Genomic DNA, 20,172 nt, shown 5'->3' with positions numbered 1-20,172 from the left:
CTCGATTGCTCTCCGTGTCAGGCAAATGCGTTGCCCGGCCGGTGGCAGCGCGTCACCCTGAGGTATGCGATTCCCCGAGGACGTCCCGGTTCTGACCGACGGTGTGGTGACCCTGCGTGCCCACACCATCGACGATGTCGAGCCCGCCTACCGGATGTGCCAGGACCCGGTGATGCAGCAGTGGACCACGATCCCGGTCCCCTACCTGCACGAGCACGCGGTCAACTTCCTCACCGAGATGATCCCGAACGGCTGGCGCACGAACACGATGTGGGGCTGGGCGATCGAGTACGACGGCCGGTACGCCGGCACGATCGATCTCGGTGACGGCGAGGGCGGCGTCGGGGAGGTCGGGTTCGCGGTGTCGCCGGAGGTGCGCGGCCACGGGGTGATGACGCGGGCGCTGAAGCTCGCCGTACGGTACGCGTTCGACGGACTCGGCTGGGAGCGGGTGATCTGGCGGGCGTTCGTCGGGAACTATGCGAGCCGACGGGTCGCGTGGAAGGCGGGGTTCCGGGGGTTGGTGACGATCCCGGGTGGCGGACGCGCACGCGGCGTACGTAAGGACGAATGGGTCGCATCGGTCGGGCGCGACGACGACCTCGAGCCGCAGGGCAACTGGTGGACGGTGCCGGTGCTCGAGGGCGGCAGCATCCGTTTGCGCGGGCTGCGGGACTCGGACGCGCAACGGGTCCAGGAGGCGTGCAGCGACGAGCGGACACAGCACTGGCTGTCCGGCATGCCGTCGCCGTACCGGCTGGAGGACGCCGAGGGGTTCATCAAGACCCGGCTGCACATGATGGCCGGCGGCGAAGGTGTCGCCTGGGCGATCGCCGACCCGGCGACCGACGAGCTGCTCGGGAACGTCAGCGTCTTCAATCTGAACAACCGGATGGACGCGACCGTGGGCGAGATCGGGTACTGGATGCACCCGGACGCGCGCGGCCGCAAGGTGATGACGTCCGCGGTCGAGCTGCTGATCCCGCACGCGTTCAAGCCTGTCGCGGAAGGCGGTCTAGGTCGCCGGCGGCTGATGGTGAAGGCTGCCCTCGGCAACAGCGCGTCGGCGCACGTTGCCGAGGCCAACGGATTCACCCACGTCGGCACCGAGCGCGCGGCGATTCCGCGCCGGGACGGCAACTACGACGACGACCTGGTCTTCGACCTGCTCGCGGACGAGTACGCCGGTCGTTGACAGGCTGTGAGGGGTTGCGCGGCGGGCGGCTGAGCGGTAGTGGTGACAGCCTGCAGGCGGAAATTTACGGCCAGTTGGTGTCAAGCGACACCAGTTCCCCTCGCCGTGACGGTTGCGGGCTGCTTGAATCGACTGGTGAGAGATCGTGAGGAGCTCGTCCGCCGCTGGCAGGCCGGGTGGTCCGTCTCGCGGGGCTGGACCACAGTGGAGGACGACAACGACGGCATCTTGATCGTCCGTGCGGGTGAGGAGAGCCGGCCGACGGAGTACGTCGTACTGGATGCCGACGACAAACCGGAACGTGTGGAGCGTGCTGCCCAGCTGGCCTCGGCCGACGGCGGCGGGCGCGGCGCGGGCTGGATCACCCTGGCCACCGATGACAAGGAAGCCCGGATCGAGCAGCTGGAGGACCTCGGCCTCGAGGTCCAGCAGGACCAGGACTGGCTGATGACGATCCAGCTCTCGGAGCAGCCCGCGTTGAAGCTGCACGAGCGATATGCGCTGCACACCGAACTCGAGGACGACCTGATCATCACCCGCGCCACCTTGCACGGTGGAGTGGTGTCGAGCGGGCGGATGGCGGTCGTCGGTGAGGACGCGGTCGCGGACCGGATCGAGACCGACCCGGCTCATCGACGACGCGGACTCGGCAGCGCGGTGATGGCATCGCTGGTCGAAGCGGCCGCGGCGAGGGGCGCCAAACGCGGCATCCTGATCGCGTCCATCGACGGCCTGCGCCTGTACCGAAGCCTGGGCTGGAAGGTCATCGCCGACATCGTCATCGCCCGCTCAACCGTTTGAGACGCCCCCCACCCCCGCCGCGGAGCGGCGTCATCTTTTTCACGCCGAAGGCGTGCTCAACCGTTTGAAACGACTGCGATAGTCAAAGGTTCGTGAAGTGAGGCCTGCGCGAGGGTCGGCGAACGCTGACCTGGGCAAGGGTGCTCACCATGACGAACCACAAACGGTCACTCGGTAGTGGCGTGGCCGGTCCTCTCATCGCGTCGCTGTCTGCTCTGGTCCTGCTGGTCGGCGTCGGGTGGTTCGTCGTACGACAGACCGGCAGCAAGCCCACGAGCCAGGAGAACCCGATCACGTCCGTCGCGCCCGCCAGCGACGACGCCCCGAAGGCGACGCCGAGCCGTCCGACGAGTCCGTCGTACACACCCCGCCGTACGACGCCGACGCCGACGCGCTCCACCACGAAGACCCCGACGCCGAAGCCGACCCGGTCGACCACGGCACCGAGCCGCGACAGCACCCGTACGGCGACACCGAAGCCCACCCGGACGACGTCCAAGCCGACGCCGAAGCCGAGCCACACCGCGACACCGAAGCCGACGGCAACCACCAAGCCCAGCGGTGGATCCGCGGCGCAAGTGCTTGCCCTGACCAACCAGGAGCGGGCCAAGGCCGGCTGCGGACCGCTGCGCACGAACAGCGCACTGACCAGAGCCGCCCAGGCGCATGCCTCCGACATGGTCGACAAGCACTACTTCGCGCACGACAGCCTGGACGGCCGCAGCCCGTTCGACCGGATGAAGGCAGCCGGGTTCACCGGCGGTGCGATGGCCGAGAACATTGCCGTCGGCTACTCGAGCCCGTCCGCGGTCGTGACCGGCTGGATGAACAGCGCCGGCCACCGCGCGAACATCCTCAACTGCAGCTACACGATGATCGGCATCGGGTACGACAGCGGCCAGGTGAAGCCGGACTGGGGCAACGGAAGTTGGGTGCAGGACTTCGGCGAATGACCGGCGGTTCAGGCCCTGTTCGTTAATCGTTGCCCGAGAACCTTCGGGAATCGTTAAGAGGCGTCGCAGACCTGTAACGATGACCTCGCGTGTCCGTTAAGGTTCCTGTTCGGTAACCAGGGGGGACCTGGCTGGACCAACGGGGAACGACGCGACACTCGGTACGACGAAAAACGAAGAGGATTCGCCCATCCCATGACGGATTCGCCTACCCCCCGGCGGCACCGCGGCAGTAGACGAGCTCCCCGGCGGAGCCGTGGCCTGGTCGGCCCTGTCGTCAGCGCGTTGTCGGTACTGCTCGCGATCGGCCCGGTCGTCTGGCTGATGTCCCACGACAACTCGCGGACCGACGATGCCGCCAAGGTTCTGAACGTCTCCGAGGACACCCGCGTCGACGGCGGATCGGGTGACGGCACGAAGGCCGGTACGCCGCTCATCACCGTCACCAAGACCTTGCCGAACGGTCGTACGACCACGTCCGTCGTCGGTACGCCGGCGCTCGGTCCGGGCGCGACGTCGTCGTCCACCTCGGCGACTCCGACGAGTCCTGGTACGCCGAGCGATACGCCTACCGACGTACTCACGACTCCTACTTCTCCGACGGTCGGCGTGACGACCGTGACTGTGCCGCCGACCTCGCCGGGGAGTACGCGGACGACCAGCGGCGGTGGCCGGCCGAAGCCGAGCTATCCGACGAAGACCGCGAGTACGACGCCGACGAAGACACGGACCACCGAGCCGACGGACACTCCTCCGCCGCCGCCCAGTGGTGGTGGGACGAGCACGCAGGAGCGGCAGGTCCTCGACTACACGAACCAGATCCGTCAGCAGCAGGGCTGCGGTCCGCTCCGGCTGGACAGCGCACTGGTCGAGGCGGCCGGGAAGCACGCGTCGGACATGGTCCGGCGGCACTACATGGACCACACCAACCCCGATGGTCAGGATCCCGGCGACCGGATGGCGGCCGCCGGGTACCGCGGGTCGAGCTGGGGCGAGAACATCGCGGCCGGCTACGACACCGCCCAGAAGGTGGTCGCGGCCTGGATGCAGAGCGACGGCCACCGCAAGAACATCCTCAACTGCCGGTTCACCACGATCGGCATCGGATACGACCCGGGGCAGGTCAAGTCCAACTACGGACCGGGCAGTTGGGTCCAGGACTTCGGCCGGAGCTGAGGGCCGTTGTGGTTGTCATTGTGTGGAGATCACCGAGTGCGGGCGAGACGTTGTCTCAGGCCCACAATGTCCGGCCGGTTCACGGCCGGTCGCCGCGGGTAGATCCGACCTTGTCATGTCGCCGGACGTTCCTGGGGGGCTCCGGTGAGACGGCTGATGAGGCACGTCTTGGGGGCGCGACTTTGAGAGGAACAACGGAATAATGTCCGAGTCCGGAAACGGCCGGTACAAGCCACGCAGGAAGGCGACCCGAGCTGCATCACGCTCGTCGCGCTCCGGCAACCGGTCCACCCCGCCCGCGGAAAACACCCCGCCCGCACCACCAGAACCACCGCGGTACGCACCGCGCTCCAGCGACGAGTCGCCCTTCTGGGCCACGGCGCAATCCGCTGGTGCGTCCAACGAGAACCCGTTCTGGGCCAACGGCAACCAGTCGCGCCCGGCAACCCCGCAGTACGCGCCGCGTGGAGCCCTGCCCAGCTACACGGCCCCCGAGGACGCCACGTCCGGACTGCCTACGCGCACGCCTGCCGAGTCTGCGGACTCGTATGGCGCGGCTGCTGGGCGGCGTCCTGCTGGTACGCCGTCGTGGGTCGAGCAGTCGATCGCCGGCGCCGAACCTGAGTCGCCTACCCGCGCTCGCCGTGCGGCCCGTCGCCCGGAAACCCCGGAACCGACCGAACGCCCGGGCCTGGGCGAAACCGCCGGCACCTGGTCCATCCGCCGAGCAACCGACGACTGGGCATCCCTGGGCACGAGCACGCCGGACACCCCTCCGCGCCCCACCCCCGCCGCCTCAGCCGCCGACCTCCTAGCCGCCACCGGCCGCACCACCGGAACACCACGCACCACCCCAACACCAACCACCGACACGACAAGCCCCAGCAGATCCACCGACTTCGGATCAGCCGGCCCAGGCGCCACGAGCTTCGGCTCCGCTGGTGACTTCGGGTCGGCCGGTGCGGACAGCGCGCGTGCGGCTGCAGGTGCCTTTGGCGCGGCGGAGGCGGCTGGCGCAGGTGTTCGCGGCGCCGAGCGGGTTGGTGGTGCTGGGCTGGCTGACGGGGCTGGGGCTGGCGTGGGTGCTGGCGCTGGTGGAGCTGCTGGGCGTGCGGGTGCTGCTGGGCTTGGCGCGGGTGGTGAGCGAGAGCTTGGAGCCGCGCGGGCTGGTGGGCGTGGGAGTTCTGGGCCTGGTAGTGGGCCTGGGGGTTCTGGGCCTGGGCGGGTTGGGCGGCGGGCTGCGTCCGGAGAGCGGGGGTCTCGGGGGCGGCGGTCGATTATTGCTATGGCTTCTGTGGTGCTGGTGATCACGCCGATCTCGTGGATCCTCCTGCACCAGCCGCAGAACGACGACGCGGACGCCTCGGTGCCGATCGTCACGCGAACCGACGACACCTACATCACCCCAACCACAAAGGCCGCCGTAGCAACCCCGACAACGCGCCCCACGGTGGCGCCGACGGCGACCCCGACTGGTACGCCGACGGTGACCCCGACGACGACGCCGACCGGCACCCCTACCGGCACCCCGACGGACTCCGCGTCCCCGACGACGGTCCCGTCGGAGACCCCGAGCACCCTCGAGCCGACCGACTCCCCCACTTCGGAGAAGGCGACGAGCGCGCCGACCACACCGGGCCGTACGACGTCCACCGGCCGCCCGACCCAGACCCCGACGACGACCCCGCCGCCCCCGCCACCTCCGGCGCGGGACGGCGGCATGGACGCCGACGAGTCGCAGCTGTTCGACATGATCGACAGCGCGCGGAAGAACGCCGGCTGCCAGCCGCTGGAGCAGGATCCGGACCTGACCGGCAGCGCCCGCTCGGACGCCGGCAGCCGCGCCAAGTCGGGTGCGACGAACAGCAGCGGCTCCTCGAAGTCCACCGCCGGCGGTGACAACTGGAGCGCGCAGCAGGCGTACGAGCAGATGATGGCGCAGAGCCGGAGCACGATCCTGAACTGCGGCCTGACCACCCTCGGCGTCGGCCGCAAGGGCTACGCGCACTGTACGGCGATCGACCTGCTCGGCCTCTGCATCGGCTCGAAGCCGACGCGGTACGCCTGGGTGGCGGACTTCTCGTAGGAAGTGCGGCACGATTCCTGGTGGTTGGTGTGATCATGGTTTGACGACCTGGTCCACCAACCTGCGGGAGGCTGGATGTTCTCCGAGCGTGACGACGTGGATTCGGCCGGGCCGGCGCACTACGGGATTCATCCGGATGCATTTGCCGAGGAGCGGCCTGATCCGCGGCCGGAGGAGGCCAAGCGGATGGGGCTGAGCCGGCACACGGAGGAAGGTGCCGTCCTGTACTTCGCCTCGTCGCTCGACCGCGGTAAGACCGGGCACCGGATGATGGCCTGGATCCTGCTCGTCACGTTCGCCGCGCCGGTGATCTACATCCTGCTCGTGCTGCTGTAGAACTCCTGCCGATGCCGCTGCGGCGTCGTCCCCAGCAGCGAGTGGAAGTGGTGCCGCAACGCATCACTGCTCCCGAACCCGCTCGACGCCGCCACCCGCTCGACCGGCAGATCGGTTGTCTCCAGCAACAGCCGCGCCCGGTCCAGCCGCTGCCGCAGCAACCACGCCTGCCCCGAACTCCCGGTCCGCGCCCGGAACTGCCGCGTGAACGTACGCCGCGACAGCGCCACCGCCCCGGCCCACTCGTCCAGCGACACGGGCTGGTCGAGCCGGGCCCGTGCCCACACCATCGCCTTCTCGATCACGTCGTCGCTCGGATCCGGCGGCACCGGCACCGGGATGTACTGCGCCTGCGACCCGCTCCGATGCGGCGCGACCACGATGTCGCGGGCAACCTTCTCCGCCATCTCCACCCCGTGATGCGTCCGAACCAGGTGCAAGCAGCAGTCGAGCGACGCCGCCGTACCGGCCGAGGTGATCACGTCGCCCAGGTCCGACCACAGCACGTCCGCGCGCACGTCCAGCTCCGAATGCTGAGCGCGCAACTCGTCCGCCCACCGCCAGTGCGTCACCACCTCACGCCCCGCCGCGATCCCGCTCTCCGCTACCAAGAACGCCCCGATGCACAACCCCACCACCGTCGCGCCCCGCGCATGCGCCCGCTGGATCGCATCCAGCAGTACGTCGGACGCCTGCAACCCCGGCTCCCAGCTCGGCAGTACGACGACATCCGCCCGCTCCATCACCTCGAGCCCGTGATCCACGCTGATCCCGAACCCGGCGTTCGTCCGCATCGACCCCGGCTGCTCCGCGCAGACCAGCACGTCGTACGCCGTTGCCCGTCCGCGCCGCTCGCCCAGCACCAGGCAGGGCACCGACAGGTGGAACGGGCTCATCCCGTCGTACGCGAGGACCGCGACAGTACGCATGAGAACAGTATGGCCCGATCTTCGGTAACTATGGCTCCCGGGCCAATGGCCGGACCGACCGCCACGGCGGAGGATCGTGGACATGGAGATCACGCACATCGGCGGCCCGACCGCCGTACTGAACCTTGGTGGCCTGACGTTCCTGATCGACCCGGCCTTCGACGAGCCGCGCGACTACCAGCTGCCCGGCCGGGTGATGACCAAGCTGATCGGTCCGGCGATCCCGGCCGACAAGCTCGGTCCGATCGACGTCGCGCTCGTCTCGCACGACGAGCACAAGGACAACCTCGACGACGCCGGCCGCGCGCTGCTGGCGACCATCCCGACCGTGCTGTCGACCCCGGGCGCGGCCACTCGCATCGACGGCGTCCGCGGCCTCGAGAACTGGGAGTCGATCGACCTGCGCCGGCCGGACGGCGGCGTGATCACGGTGACCGGCGTACCCGCGCTGCACGGACCGGAAGGTGCGGAGAAGGTGCTCGGCGTGGTGACCGGGTTCGTTCTGCAGGGCGAAGGTCTGCCGACCGTGTACGTCGCCGGCGACAACGCGTCGCTCGGTCTGGTGAAGGAGATCGCGGACCGGTTCGCACCGATCGATGTCGCGGTCCTGTTCGCCGGCGCCGCGCGTACCGGGCTTCTCGATGGCGCCAACCTCACGCTGACGTCCGCGGACGCGGTCGAGGCAGCGCGTCTGCTCGGCTCGGCGACGATCGTCCCGGTGCACACCGAGGGCTGGGCGCACTTCACCGAGGGGCCTGACCAGCTCGTCGCGGCGTTCCGTGAAGCAGGGCTGGAGAAGCGCGTGAAGGTGCTCGAGCACGGCGTACCGACGACCGTTGATTGAGCCCTTGACGAGCACGGAGCGTAACGACTAGCGTGTGCGACCGCCGGGGGGAACCGGCAGCCGAAGTTCATCGGGCCGGGGGGGAGATCGGCCCACTGCCGAAGGGGAATTCTGTGTTCGCACGACGCTTCCGCACGCTCTTTTCCGCCGCGACGGCCGCGGTGGTGCTGGCCGGTACGGCGGCCTTCGCACCACTGACTGCCGACGCGGCGATCACCGCCGTACTCAGCGGGATCCAGTACGACCCGCCGGGCACGGACACGCGCACCAATGCCCAGATCAACAACGAGTTCTTCACCGTCCGCAACATCAGCAGCCGGCCGATCAACCTGTCCGGCTTCCGGGTCGCGGACGTGGCCAACCACGTGTTCGTGTTCCCGCGTGGGTACGTACTGCCGGGCCGGTCGACGGTCATCGTCCGCACCGGCAAGAACCGCAACCGGGCGCTGACGCTCTACTGGAACCAGAGCTGGTACGTCTGGAACAACACCGGCGACACGGCCCGCTTCCAGACCCCGGCCGGCAAGACCTTCGACACCTGCACCTACAAGGCCGTCACTGGCCGGTCGAGAGTCGGCTGTTAGTCCTGCGCGGGATCGGTGCCGTCCGGGATCCATTCCTGGACGGCGATCTCGTCGCCGACGTGAATGGTGCCTCCGGCAAGCACTGCGGCCTTGACGCCGAAGCTGACGCCGCCGCCGTACGCCGGTTCGCGCCGGTACGTCGCCAGCGTCCTGGTCGGCTCCGGGCCGGACTTTGCCCCGGTCGACTGCTCCACCGTCGGAACCGCACACCGGATACCGCGCGCCGAGTAACCGATCTCGACTGCGCCGGCCGTCATCCGCAGGACCTTGTCCTCGGTGTGCGGCTCCGGCCAGCCGGACACGACGATGTTCGGCCGGAACCGATTCATCGGGATCGCCTCGCCGCCGCGCTCAACGATGCGCGCGTTGAGACCGTCGAGTGACGACAGCGACGTGATCATCAGCGCGTGCGCGTCGCCGTACCCGGTCAGGCCGCGATGCGCGCCCCAGCCGGGTCGTTCGTGCTCGGGCGTGACGCGGACCAGCGCGGCCGGCGTACCTAGGCGGGCCGTGAACCATTCGTCCGCGGCCGGGTCCTGAACGATGCCCTGGCCGAACCATTTCCCGAACAGGCTGACGTCGCGCCGCTTGCCGTCGTACTGGATCGCGAGCTCGACATCGGGAGCGTCCGCGGCGGACAGATGGAGGCGGTCGCCGTCCAGTTCGGCATGCAGCGTGGCCATCGCGGGGAGCTTGCGCTGGCTGAGGAACGTGCCGTCCGGCTCGACGAGCATGAACAGGCGATCGTTGAGCAGGCCGGTCGGGCCGACCTCAGCTGAGTCGACGGGGATCCCGGCGAGACCTTTCACCGGGTAGTAGGCCAGGGCGGAAACCTTCGCGACAGACACAGGGTCAAGCGTAACTGCCGCTTGATCTGTTGAAACGTGTTGAGTTATGTTTGAACACGTGGAGGATTTCGCGGAAGCGTTGCAGCGGGTACGGCGGCATGCCGGGCTGAGCTACCGGCAACTGGCGGAGCGCGCGCACTACTCGCACCCACACCTCGTCCGCGCCACGAACGGCAAACATCTGCCGACCTGGGAAGTCGCCGAGGCGTTCCTCGCCGGTTGCGGCGTCCCCGCCGACCTCATGCCCGTCTGGCGCCGCCGCTGGGAACAAGCAAGCCGCGACCCCCGCGACATAGTCGGACTGCTGGACGACGCAGAAAGCCTGCAGGACCTGGGCGCCGCTCTCGCAGCACTCGCCCGACCGCAGTCGTTGCGGGCACTCGAGCGACAGACAGGTATTCCGCGGGCGACGATCCAGGCGTGGCTCCAGGGCAAGCGGCTCGCGGGCAGAGACCGGCTCGACCATCTGGTCCGCTCGGTCGGTGCAACCCCGGACGAGCGCGCTGCAGTTGCCGACGCGGTCGAGCGGCTCAGCTGCGGAAGACTGAGGGTGGTGCCTGCGGGGTGACGTAGCCTTCGGCGTCGGTGAGGGGTGCGGCTTTTCCTGCGAGTTCGTCGAGGGGCATCACGTCGTACGGGGGTTGGGCTCGCCGCCCGGCATCCGTCAGGTCAGGGACGGGCTGCCGCGACGCAACCATGATGACGTTCCCGAATCCCTTGCCACGTAGGATCTTCCGTTCCGCGAGCACCACCCCGGCGCCGATCCCCGCGCGCACCGTCGCCGCCGTACGCCGGATGAACGGCAGCCCCGCCTTCCCGTCGATCAGGTTCGCCACCAGCACCCCGGTCGGCCGCAGTACCCGGGCACACTCGGCGAAGAACTCCGCCGTCACCAGATTCGCCGGCACCGCCTCATGCTCGAACGCGTCCAGGATCACCACGTCCATCGAGTCGTCGTACACCTCGCCGATCCCGGCCCGACCCGTGACCGGCCGCACCTTGATCCCGGTCCGCTTCGGCAGCGGCAGCGCCTCGCGGACGAACTCGGTCAGATCCTCATCCGGTTCGAGCACGATCTGCCGGGACCGCGGCCGCGTGACCGCGACGTACCGCGGGATGCTCAGCGCGGCCCCGCCGACGTGCAGGACCGCGACCGGCTGACGTCGCGGCGCGATCGCGTCCACGACGTCGCCGATCCGGCGCATGTACTCGAACGGCAGGTGGGTGGGATCGGCGAGATCGACCTGGGACTGCGGCGACCCGTCGATCCGCAGCACGAACGTCCCGTCGGGCTGTGCCTCTACACTCGCCAGCCCGGAGGCCGTCCGCCGTTCCACCCCGCCATCATTCCAGTCAGCGAGCTTCCTTCTCCTCTGCCACCGCGATGTCGGTGTTGTCGGTGAACAACCCGTCGATCCCGACCTTGCGGTACGCCGCGATCTCGCCGAACAGGTTGCCCGAGTCGTTCGGGTTCGTCGAGCTGTCGAAATCGGCCGGCAGGAACGTGTTCTCGACCCGGAACGTGTACGGGTGCACGACCAGCCCGGCCTTGTGCGCGTCGGCGACGAGGCTGGTCGGCTTGCCCAGCTTGCCGGCCGCGTCGAGCGGGATGATCTGGTCCTTGCTCGGCCCGACACCGTCGGCGTACGTCGCGACCTCGCGGAGCCCCTTCGCGCTGACGATGTCGGCGTACGTGCGCTTGTCGCCGGAAGCCACGAAGTCGTACGGCGCGCCGACCGAGCTGGTCAGCTGGACCAGCGGGACCCGGAGTTGCTTGTCCAGCGCCTTCAGGTTGCCGACCTCGAACGACTGCACGAAGACCTTCGAGTCCGGCCGGTTCAGGCCGTTGCGGTTCAGCGTCTTGATCAGCTCCGGCTCGAGCGGCAGGCCCTGCGCCCGGAAGTACGTCGGGTGCTTGGTCTCGGGGTAGATGCCGATCGGGCGGCCGAGCTCCTTGGACAGGCGCTTGCTGAGGTCGATCACTTCCTGGAAGGTCGGGATCTGGTAGTGCCCGTCGAAGACCGTGTTGTGCTGCCGGGTCGCCGGGATCCGCTCCTTGGCGCGCAGCGTCTTCAGCTCGGCCAGCGTGAAGTCCTCGGTGAACCAGCCGGTGGTGGCGACGCCGTCGAGCATCTTCGTGGTCTTGCGGCCGGCGAACTCCGGGTGGCTCGCGACGTCCGTCGTACCGCCGATCTCGGGCTCGTGCCGGGTGACCAGCACGTGGTCCTTGGTGGTGACCAGGTCGGGCTCGATGTAGTCGGCGCCCATCCGGGCGGCCAGCTCGTACGACGCCAGCGTGTGCTCGGGCCGGTAGCCGGACGCGCCCCGGTGGCCGACGATGACGAAGTCGTCGCGGTGCTTGGCGGCCTGGACGGCGACCGGGCCGGCCGCCGACGTGGACTGCGCGGACGACAGGGACGGGACGGCCTGCGGGACGGCGACGGCCGCGGCGACCGCGAGGGCCGAGGCAGCAACCGGCAGCAGCCGGCTGGGCAGCTTCATGGACTTCTCCTAACAAGTCAGGGGACTGAGGTCACCCTCGGACACACCGTCGGCCCCGCGACGTACGCCGCATGACCGATCGGTGAACGATCCATCGGGATGTGAGCTAATCGGTGGTCCCCCAGCGTTGGGCTGCGACACCCGGCTTGCTAGCGTCCGAAGCACACAATCAGATGAGCTAGGAGCGTGTCGTGAGCACTACACCGGTGAAGGTGGCCGTTACCGGGGCCGCAGGGAATATCGGTTACAGCCTGCTGTTCCGGATCGCGAGCGGGGCCCTGCTCGGGCCGGACACCCCGGTGGAGCTGCGGCTGCTGGAGATCACCCCGGCGCTGAAGGCACTCGAGGGCGTCGTGATGGAGCTCGAGGACTCCGCCTTCCCGGCGCTGGCCGGGATCGAGATCGGCGACGACCCGAACGTGGTCTTCGACGGGGTCAACGTCGCGCTGCTGGTGGGTGCGCGGCCGCGGACCAAGGGGATGGAGCGCGGCGACCTGCTCGAGGCCAACGGCGCGATCTTCACCGTCCAGGGCAAGGCGCTGAACGATCACGCCGCCGACGACGTCCGGATCACCGTCACCGGCAACCCGGCGAACACGAACGCGCTGATCGCGAAGAGCAACGCCCCGGACATCCCGGCCGAGCGGTTCTCCGCGCTGACCCGGCTCGACCACAACCGGGCGCTGGCGCAGCTGGCGAAGAAGACCGGCGTACACGTCACCGATCTGAAGAAGCTGACGATCTGGGGCAACCACTCCGCGACGCAGTACCCGGACATCTTCCACGCCGAGGTGGCCGGCAAGAACGCGGCCGAGGTCGTGAACGACCAGGCCTGGCTGGAGAACGACTTCCTCCCGACCGTGCAGAAGCGCGGCGCCGCGATCATCGAGGCGCGCGGTGCGTCCTCGGCCGCCTCCGCCGCGGCCGCCACCATCGACCACACCCGTGACTGGCTGGCCGGCTCGGCCGACGGCGACTGGCTGTCGATGGCGGTCGTCTCCGACGGCTCGTACGGCGTTGCCGAGGGCCTGATCTCGTCGTTCCCGGTGACCGTCAAGGACGGCAACTGGGAGATCGTCCAGGGCCTGGAGATCAACGACTTCTCCCGCGGCAAGATCGACGCCTCGGTCGCCGAGCTCGGCGAGGAGCGCGACGCGGTGAAGGCACTCGGCCTGATCGGCTGAACCCAGCAAAACAGAACGCCCCCGCCGGCCGGCGGGGGCGTTCTGCTGTTCTCACCGCATCGAGTAGGCGGCGATCACCGTTTGCGTCGTGCTGTTCCCGGCCGCATCCGTTGCGATCGAGCGCAGCGAGATGGTGTTGCCGGCCGGCGTCGGGAAGATCGCCTTGTTGCCGGCGACAGGCGCCTGCTTCCAGGTGGCTCCGCCGTTGTCGGAGTACTGGACCTTCACCGTCTTCGCTCCGTCGGCGGTGAACGGCAGGACCGTGACCGGCTTGCGGACCATCGTGTTGTTGCCGTCCACATCCGGCTGGAAGCCGACGGTGTGAATGGCGATGTTCGACTGGTCCGCCGACGACGTGAACGTCGCCTCCAGATCCATCCGCGTCGACACCGGCCAGACGTCCTGCGTCGCCGTTGCGACCAGCTTGTATGACGCCTTGCCCGCCGGCAGGCCGGTGGCGCTGATGCCGAACCCGTCCGCGGACCCGATCTCGGTCCCGTCGCGGTAGAGCGTCGTACTCGCGGACTTTGAGTCGATGTAGCCGCTGTGGCCGTCCGCGTCGGTGAGGGTGTTCAGGTAGATGTCCATCCGGTCCGCGGACCGGCCGGTGTAGCCGAACACCGACGGACCGAACGCCGCGGCGTTCCAACGCTCCTGGTAGTGCCGCCCGGCCTTGTAGATCACCGGCTTGCCCTCCAGGTGCCACTTCCCGAACGGAAACTCCGAGCCGTCGGTGTCCTCGTCGGTGGTGCCGGACCAGCCGTACGGCGTCTGGTCCACGTAGTAGCGGATGGTCCGAGGTACGTCGAGCCGGATGACCCTCGCCCATCCGCCGTCACCGGTCGGCCCGACCGCGGACAGCGTCTTGAAGACCCGCGCCTCGGCAGTCGCGTTGACCGTGGCATCCACGGTCGCGAGGTCGGACTGCTTCACCTTGCGATCGAACCCGGTCGGGAAGTCGCCCGGCTGGAAGTTCGCGATCCCGTACAGGTACGGCGTGTTCGTGAACAGCCCGTCCGCGCCCGGCACACCCCATTGCGACATGACGTGCCCGGTCAGCTCGGATGCGGGCAGCTTCGGCCCGGCGTTGTAGGTGAACATGGTCCCGGACAAGAACCCGCCCGCGGAGTAGGTGTACACGCCGCCCTTGATCGTCCGGTCGAACCCGATGTCGGAGTTGGCCTGGACCGCGCCGGCGTTCGGCACCGAGGTGGTCACCGGCTTGGCCTTCCGTGCATCGAGGACGACCGTCTGGTCGCCGGTGAGCTTGACGCTCGGTGCGAGCAGCGTGAAGAAGATCCAGTCCTCGGTCCCGCGCTCGAACTCCTGGAACTGGTTCAGCACGTACTCGCCCTGCCGCAGCCTGAGTGTCACCGTGCCGTTCTCGTCCGGGGAGATCATGTCGTTCTCGTCGTTGTCGACGCCCGTGACGGACACCGGGTAGTCCGGATCCGGTGCCCCGTTCGGCTTGATCAGCTTGACGGTCAGCGTGTACGTCGGGACTTCCTTGTCCACACCCAGCGGTACGACGACCGTCTGGCCGCCGCCGGTAGCGGTGATGCGACCGCTGTACAGACCGTCCGCGCCGCCGAGGCTGGTGTCCGACGTCGCCTGGACGGACGCCGTACCACCGGCCGGAACGGTCACCGAGTCGGCACTCAGCTTCAGCCCACCGGCCGGAGCCGCCGTACCGTCGGGGCCGTTGAGCACCGAGGACAGCGACAGCGTGACGGCCGCATCGCCGAGGTTGCGATAGGTGACCTCGCGCGTGACCGGCTGGTCGTCGGTGTGCGGGAACGACGCCTTGCCGAAGGAAACGCTGCCGGGCTCGGAAACCACGCTCTGCTTGATCGCCGTGGTCAGGTCGATCCGACCCGCTCCTTGCTGGAACGACGTCTGGTCCGCCGCGACCTTCGCCGAACCCATCAGCGCGGCCTTCAACTCGGCCGGCGTCCAGGACGGGTGCTCCTGCAGCAGGATCGCGGCCGCGCCGGCGGTGTGCGGCGTGGCCATCGACGTACCGGAGAGCCGCAGGTACTTGTCGCCGACCGGCTCGCCGATCGTCGAGTCCTTCGACTTGGCCGCCACGATGTCCGTGCCGGGCGCGGTGACGTCCGGCTTGAGCGCGCTGTCGCCGGTCCGCGGGCCGCGGCTCGAGGTCGGGTTGAGCTGGTCCTGCTTGGTCACGTTGCCGACGGTCAGCGCCGCGTCCGCGCTGCCGGGCGACTCGATCGTCCCGTCACCCGGGCCACTATTGCCTGCGGCAACCACAAACAGCGTGCCGGTCTCGGCCGTCAGCCGGTTCACGGCTTCCTCGACCGGGTCGAGCTCCGGGGTGTCCTGGCCGCCGATGCTCAGGTTGACGATCTTCGCCTTGACGTCGGTCGCGGCCCACTCCATCCCGGCCAGGATCGCGGACTCGTCACAGCCGAAGACCTCGCAGATCTTCCCGTCGTAGAGACGTGCGTCCGGCGCGACACCCTTGTAGCGGCCGTCCGAAGCGGCGCCGGTGCCGGCGATCGTCGAGGCGACATGCGTGCCGTGGCCGACGAGGTCGTCGGCGGACTCGGTGGTGAAGTTCTTCTCCCCCACGACCTGGGTCGCCAGGTCGGGATGGGTCGCGTCGATGCCGGTGTCGAGCACCGCGACCGACACGCCCTTGCCGGTGTACCCGGCCTGCCACGCGACCGGTCCGCCGATCTGCGGCACCGACTGGTCCAGCAGCACCTTCCGCTTGCCGTCCAGCCACAGCTTCGTAAATCCGCCGGAGCTCATGAACGTCTTCGCGTCCGACTTGTTGACCTTCATCGCCGCGCCGCCGATCGACGGCAGCTGGCGGGTGACCCTCGTGCCGGCCGGCACGGCGCGCTTCGCAGTACCGGCGTACGTCGTCAGCACCGGGATCGTGCTCGTCGACGCGTCGTCGTACTTGTCCTTGACCAGCTCGGCGACGTCGAAGAGCCGGCGGTCGATCTTCCCGTCGCCGACCGCCTTGGTGACGTCGGCCGGGATCACGTACGAGTGATTCCGCACCCGGTACGTCGTGAAGCCGACGTGCTGCCGGCCCGCTCCCGGCTCGATCGTCGCCTTGGTCAGATCGCCGCCGGGCAGGACGACGCGGTCGCCGGTGATCAGCGTGACGCTGACGTCCTTACCCGCCGTGGAACGGGCGGTGGCCGCCGGACCGGACTGAACCGCGTGAGCAGTTCCTCCCAGTCCGGCGACCAGGCCCGCGACCGCCAGTACGGCGATCGCGGGCGTTCCTCTGTGCGTGAACTTCACAGGGCCTCCCCAGAAATCGGTTGTCTGCGCGACTCTCTAAACGTGACAACCGGTCTCCGGGGTTGCGTGCTCAGCCCAACGGATAGGCGCCGATAACGGTCAGTTCCGTAATGTTGCCGGCGCCGTCGACCAGGTGGGACTTCAGCGAGATCCCCTTGGCGCCCTTCGGCGTCACGAAGATCGCCTTGTAGCCGCCGTGCCCGGTCGGCGCGACCGCGGCGTCGTGCCAGGTCTTGCCGTCGTCACCGGAGACCTGGACCGTCAGCTTCCGGATCTTCGGCAGCGACTGCCCGGGCTGCGCCTCGACCACGAGCGGCAGCACGGTGACCGGCTTGCGCTCGGCCACGTTGTGGCTGTCGACCGTCGGCCGGAAACGGATCCCGAGCAACGGCAGCGCCGACTGCTCGGTGGTCGCCGCCGAGGAGAACGTCCAGCGCAGATCCATCCTGGTGCTGAACGTGCTGAACGACTGTCGCGTCTGCGTCGATTCCAGCGTGTACGTCGACTTCTCCGCGGGCAGCCCGGTCGCCTCGACGTACCCGAAGTACGGCGACTCGGCGACGACCTGCCCGTCCCGGATCAGCTTGCTGGACTCCGCATCCGTGGCGCTGTAGCCGTTGTTCCCGTCCGCATCGGCGAGACCGAAGGCGGACACGATCAGGTCGTTCTGGGCCCGGGCCGCGAGATCCGGCGCCGTCGTGAAGGCGGCGGCGTTGAACCGCTCCCGGTACGACGTGCCGGCCCGGTACGACTTCACCGGCGACATCAGCCGGCTGATCGTCTGCGGGAACGGATCGTTCGGGTCCGTACTCGGGACGATCTCGTCCGTCTCGAGCTGCCAGGTGGCCGGCTTGGCCTCGGCGTACAGCGTCGTGGTCAGCGGGGCCTTGCCGTAGTCGAGGACCGGCGACCAACTGCCGTTCATCCCCGGCCCGTTGCCGATCAGGATCCGCTCGACGGCCCGGTCACTCGTGGCGTTGGTGGTCTGCTTGACGACGGCCTGGTCCTTCGCCTTGACCGCCCGCACGAACCCGGTCGGGAAGCGTCCGGGGAACGTGTTCAGCTGACCGACGACGTACGGCGAGTTGTTGAAGGAACCGTTCGCGTCCGGCTTCGCCCACTGCGACGCGACATGGCCGGTGAGCTGCTCCGGCGGCAGCGCGGGACCGAGCTGTGCGCTGTAGACGGCGTCGAAGTCGGATACGAGACCCGCGTAGCCGAATCCGATGTTGCCGTCGGCCGACGTACGGTCGAACCCGACGTCGCCGAGCGCGACCTTCGCGTCCGCCTGTGGCACGGTCACCTTGACCTGCTTGGCGGTCCGCGCGTCGAACACCACCGTGGTGTCCTTGGCCAGTTGGATGGACGGCTGGACCAGGCTGTAGCTGACGAAGCTGCCGTCCGGCTGCTCGATGAACTGGCTGGCCTGCGCCAGGTACTCACCCTTCAGCAGCCGCATCGAGATCGTGTCGCTGCCGTCGCCGAGGAACTGGAAGAAGTTCCGGTCCATCGCGGTCAGCACACCGTCGACCGGAGCGGGCTTGCCGTCCGGACCGATCGCCTTCAGCGTCAGGGTGTAGCTCTCCTGCTCCTTCTCCACGCCGATCGCGCTGGTGACTGTGGTGTCGCCACTGGTCGCGGTGATGCGGCCGGAGTACAGGCCGTCGGGGCCGTTGTGCTTGGTGTCCGACGTCGCCTGTACGGACGCCGTACCGCCTGCGGGGACGGTGACGGAGGTCGCGCTCAGCTTCAGCGCATCCGCGGGCGCCGGGTTCCCGTCCGGGCCGTTCAGTGACGCGGCCAGGTTCAGCGTGACGGGCTGGTCGCCGAGGTTGCGGTAGGTCAGCGTCTTGGTGACCGGGGTGTCGTCGTCGTGCGGCCAGACCGCCGTACCGAACGAGACGTTGCCGGGTTCGGCGATCACGGTCTGCTTGATGCCTTTGGCAACATCTACCCGGCCGGCGCCCTGCTCGAACGCGGTCTGGTCGTCGGTCGGCTTGGCCGAACCCATCAGCGCGCCCTTGAGCTCGGCGGCCTTCCAGTCCGGGTGTTCCTGGGCCAGGATCGCGGCCGATCCGGCCACGTGCGGCGTCGCCATCGACGTACCGTCGAGGCGCAGGTACTCGTCGCCGACCGGCTCGCCGATGATCGAGTCCTTCGCCTTGGCGGCGACGATCGACACACCGGGTGCGCTGATGTCCGGCTTCACCGCGCTGTCCCCAACGCGCGGGCCACGGCTGGAGAAGTCGGCCAGCCCGTTCTGCTTGTCGACGGCGCCGACCGTGAGCGCGGCGTCCGCGCTGCCCGGGGAACCGATGGTGCGCTCGGTCGGTCCGTCGTTGCCGGCGGCGATCACGAACAGCGTGCCGGTCTCGGCGGTCAGCCGGTTCACGGCCTCCTCGAGCGGGTCGATGCCCGGGGTGTCGGTGCCGCCGAGGCTCAGGTTCACGACCTTGGCCTTGACCTCGGTCGCGGCCCACTCCATGCCGGCCAGGATCGCCGAGTCCGGGCAGCCACCGAAGTCGTCGCAGACCTTCCCGTCGTACAGCCTCGCGTCGGGAGCCACGCCCTTGTACTTGCCGTTCGACGCGGCCGCCGTACCGGCGATCGTGGAGGCGACGTGGGTGCCGTGGCCGAAGTGGTCCCCGTCGGGTGCGTCGGTGAAGTTCTTCTCGCCGACCACCTGGGTCGCGAGATCCGGGTGCGACTTGTCGATGCCGGTGTCGAGGACGGCGACCGGGATGCCCTTGCCGGTGTAGCCGGCCTGCCAGGCGATCGGTGCGCCGATCTGCGGGACCGACTGGTCGAGCGTGACCTTGCGCTTGCCGTCGAGCCAGATCTTGTCGATTCCGGCCGCGCTCAGGACGCTTGCGGGCTTGGTGGCCGTCATCGCGGCACCGTTGATGACCGGCAGTTGGCGCGAGACCGTCGCGCCCGGGATCGCGGCCCGCTTCTGAGTCTTCCCGCTGTACGTGACGATCAGCGGCAGCGGCTTGTCGTCGTACCCGTCCTTGATCAGGGCGGTCACGTCGAACAGGCGGTTGTCGAGCTTGCCGGTGGACAGTTGCTCGCGGACGTCCGACGGTACGACGTACAGGTGGTCCTTCAGGCGGTACGAGCTGAACGCGACGTTGGTCCGGCCGGCGCCTGGTTGCACCGCGGGCTTGGCCGGATCGCCGCCCTTCAGCGTGATGCGGTCACCGGTGATCAGCGTGACGCTTTGATCCTTCGGCTTGGCCGTCTTTGCGGCCAGTGGATGAGGTTGCGGTACTGCGGATGCATGGCCCGGGGCGGAGAGCCCGAGGCTCAAGGCGGCGATCGAGGCGACGGCGGCTACGCCGAGGCGCCTCGATCGTAGTGTGGATACCACGATGAGTCCCTCCCGATCGTTGTCCTCACATCGGGCCGCCCGACGTCGCCTCACGGAGCGGAGCCGGACGACCACTCACCGG

Annotated in this window: 17 protein-coding genes; 11 read left to right on the top strand and 6 right to left on the bottom strand. The window is 68.9% G+C overall.

What is annotated here, in order from left to right; all coding sequences use genetic code 11:
- Positions 1-64 precede the first annotated feature (64 nt).
- The 7 genes from FDA38_RS04355 (at position 65) to FDA38_RS04320 (ending at position 6,547) form a co-directional block, all read left to right on the top strand.
- Positions 65-1,195, top strand: a complete 1,131-nt coding sequence (locus FDA38_RS04355; RefSeq protein ID WP_137252760.1) for a GNAT family N-acetyltransferase — start codon at positions 65-67, stop codon at positions 1,193-1,195.
- A gap of 135 nt (positions 1,196-1,330) precedes the next feature.
- Positions 1,331-1,996: a GNAT family N-acetyltransferase gene (locus FDA38_RS04350; protein WP_137252759.1), complete on the top strand. Its 666-nt coding sequence runs from the start codon at positions 1,331-1,333 to the stop codon at positions 1,994-1,996.
- 149 nt (positions 1,997-2,145) lie between these two features.
- On the top strand, positions 2,146-2,949 hold the full coding sequence (locus FDA38_RS04345; protein ID WP_137252758.1) for a CAP domain-containing protein: 804 nt from the start codon (positions 2,146-2,148) through the stop codon (positions 2,947-2,949).
- 195 nt (positions 2,950-3,144) lie between these two features.
- The gene (locus tag FDA38_RS04340; RefSeq protein ID WP_137252757.1) at positions 3,145-4,125 is read left to right on the top strand and encodes a CAP domain-containing protein; all 981 of its coding nucleotides are present in this window, start codon (positions 3,145-3,147) and stop codon (positions 4,123-4,125) included.
- A 974-nt stretch (positions 4,126-5,099) separates the two neighbouring features.
- Positions 5,100-5,432 carry a hypothetical protein gene (locus FDA38_RS04335; protein ID WP_137252756.1) on the top strand — a complete coding sequence of 111 codons (333 nt, stop codon included), beginning with the start codon at positions 5,100-5,102 and terminating at the stop codon, positions 5,430-5,432.
- Entirely contained in the window at positions 5,411-6,211 is an 801-nt protein-coding gene (locus tag FDA38_RS42050; RefSeq protein WP_233714514.1) for a CAP domain-containing protein, read from the top strand. Before FDA38_RS04335 ends, FDA38_RS42050 begins: the two co-directional genes overlap by 22 nt.
- Before the next feature lie 75 nt (positions 6,212-6,286).
- A complete protein-coding gene (locus tag FDA38_RS04320; protein WP_130444050.1) occupies positions 6,287-6,547 on the top strand; it encodes a hypothetical protein in 261 nt (86 codons plus the stop codon).
- On the opposite strand, the gene FDA38_RS04315 is transcribed toward FDA38_RS04320, so the two are convergent.
- Complete coding sequence (locus tag FDA38_RS04315; protein ID WP_137252753.1) at positions 6,523-7,476, bottom strand: GlxA family transcriptional regulator; 954 nt, start codon at positions 7,474-7,476, stop codon at positions 6,523-6,525. The two genes, FDA38_RS04320 and FDA38_RS04315, sit on opposite strands and share 25 nt — an antisense overlap.
- An 82-nt stretch (positions 7,477-7,558) precedes the next feature.
- On the opposite strand from FDA38_RS04315, the gene FDA38_RS04310 reads away from it, so the two are divergent.
- Positions 7,559-8,320: an MBL fold metallo-hydrolase gene (locus FDA38_RS04310; RefSeq protein ID WP_137252752.1), complete on the top strand. Its 762-nt coding sequence runs from the start codon at positions 7,559-7,561 to the stop codon at positions 8,318-8,320.
- A 113-nt stretch (positions 8,321-8,433) separates the two neighbouring features.
- Positions 8,434-8,904: a lamin tail domain-containing protein gene (locus tag FDA38_RS04305; RefSeq protein ID WP_170989576.1), complete on the top strand. Its 471-nt coding sequence runs from the start codon at positions 8,434-8,436 to the stop codon at positions 8,902-8,904.
- On the opposite strand, the gene FDA38_RS04300 is transcribed toward FDA38_RS04305, so the two are convergent.
- Positions 8,901-9,752 carry an MOSC domain-containing protein gene (locus FDA38_RS04300; protein WP_137252750.1) on the bottom strand — a complete coding sequence of 284 codons (852 nt, stop codon included), beginning with the start codon at positions 9,750-9,752 and terminating at the stop codon, positions 8,901-8,903. The two genes, FDA38_RS04305 and FDA38_RS04300, sit on opposite strands and share 4 nt — an antisense overlap.
- A gap of 58 nt (positions 9,753-9,810) precedes the next feature.
- On the opposite strand from FDA38_RS04300, the gene FDA38_RS04295 reads away from it, so the two are divergent.
- Positions 9,811-10,320, top strand: a complete 510-nt coding sequence (locus tag FDA38_RS04295; protein WP_170989575.1) for a helix-turn-helix domain-containing protein — start codon at positions 9,811-9,813, stop codon at positions 10,318-10,320.
- Here FDA38_RS04295 and FDA38_RS04290 read toward each other — a convergent pair.
- Positions 10,283-11,089 (bottom strand): spermidine synthase, encoded by an 807-nt coding sequence (locus FDA38_RS04290; RefSeq protein WP_137252748.1) that lies wholly within the window; start codon positions 11,087-11,089, stop codon positions 10,283-10,285. The two genes, FDA38_RS04295 and FDA38_RS04290, sit on opposite strands and share 38 nt — an antisense overlap.
- Positions 11,090-11,105: 16 nt before the next feature.
- Positions 11,106-12,254 (bottom strand): glycerophosphodiester phosphodiesterase, encoded by a 1,149-nt coding sequence (locus FDA38_RS04285; RefSeq protein WP_137252747.1) that lies wholly within the window; start codon positions 12,252-12,254, stop codon positions 11,106-11,108.
- 191 nt (positions 12,255-12,445) lie between these two features.
- Between FDA38_RS04285 and FDA38_RS04280 the strand changes: the two genes are divergently transcribed.
- Positions 12,446-13,438 carry a malate dehydrogenase gene (locus FDA38_RS04280; protein ID WP_134105369.1) on the top strand — a complete coding sequence of 331 codons (993 nt, stop codon included), beginning with the start codon at positions 12,446-12,448 and terminating at the stop codon, positions 13,436-13,438.
- 51 nt (positions 13,439-13,489) lie between these two features.
- Here the strand turns inward: FDA38_RS04280 and FDA38_RS04275 are convergent, their stop codons facing one another.
- Positions 13,490-16,720, bottom strand: a complete 3,231-nt coding sequence (locus FDA38_RS04275; protein ID WP_137252746.1) for a S8 family serine peptidase — start codon at positions 16,718-16,720, stop codon at positions 13,490-13,492.
- 70 nt (positions 16,721-16,790) lie between these two features.
- Positions 16,791-20,090, bottom strand: a complete 3,300-nt coding sequence (locus tag FDA38_RS04270) for a S8 family peptidase (protein ID WP_137252745.1) — start codon at positions 20,088-20,090, stop codon at positions 16,791-16,793.
- Positions 20,091-20,172 lie beyond the last annotated feature (82 nt).

The sequence above is a fragment of the Kribbella jiaozuonensis genome, from assembly GCF_005233875.1.
Classification (GTDB): Bacteria; Actinomycetota; Actinomycetes; order Propionibacteriales; family Kribbellaceae; genus Kribbella; species Kribbella jiaozuonensis.
This window is presented reverse-complemented; position numbering and strand designations above follow the sequence as displayed.

Bases quoted from the DNA above. Each gene is read 5' to 3' on its own strand.
- FDA38_RS04355 (WP_137252760.1), top strand. From the start codon at position 65: ATGCGATTCCCCGAGGACGTCCCGGTTCTGACCGACGGTGTGGTGACC.
- FDA38_RS04340 (WP_137252757.1), top strand. From the start codon at position 3,145: ATGACGGATTCGCCTACCCCCCGGCGGCACCGCGGCAGTAGACGAGCT.
- FDA38_RS04310 (WP_137252752.1), top strand. From the start codon at position 7,559: ATGGAGATCACGCACATCGGCGGCCCGACCGCCGTACTGAACCTTGGT.
- FDA38_RS04285 (WP_137252747.1), bottom strand. From the start codon at position 12,254: ATGAAGCTGCCCAGCCGGCTGCTGCCGGTTGCTGCCTCGGCCCTCGCG.
- FDA38_RS04345 (WP_137252758.1), top strand. From the start codon at position 2,146: ATGACGAACCACAAACGGTCACTCGGTAGTGGCGTGGCCGGTCCTCTC.
- FDA38_RS42050 (WP_233714514.1), top strand. From the start codon at position 5,411: ATGGCTTCTGTGGTGCTGGTGATCACGCCGATCTCGTGGATCCTCCTG.
- FDA38_RS04320 (WP_130444050.1), top strand. From the start codon at position 6,287: ATGTTCTCCGAGCGTGACGACGTGGATTCGGCCGGGCCGGCGCACTAC.
- FDA38_RS04315 (WP_137252753.1), bottom strand. From the start codon at position 7,476: ATGCGTACTGTCGCGGTCCTCGCGTACGACGGGATGAGCCCGTTCCAC.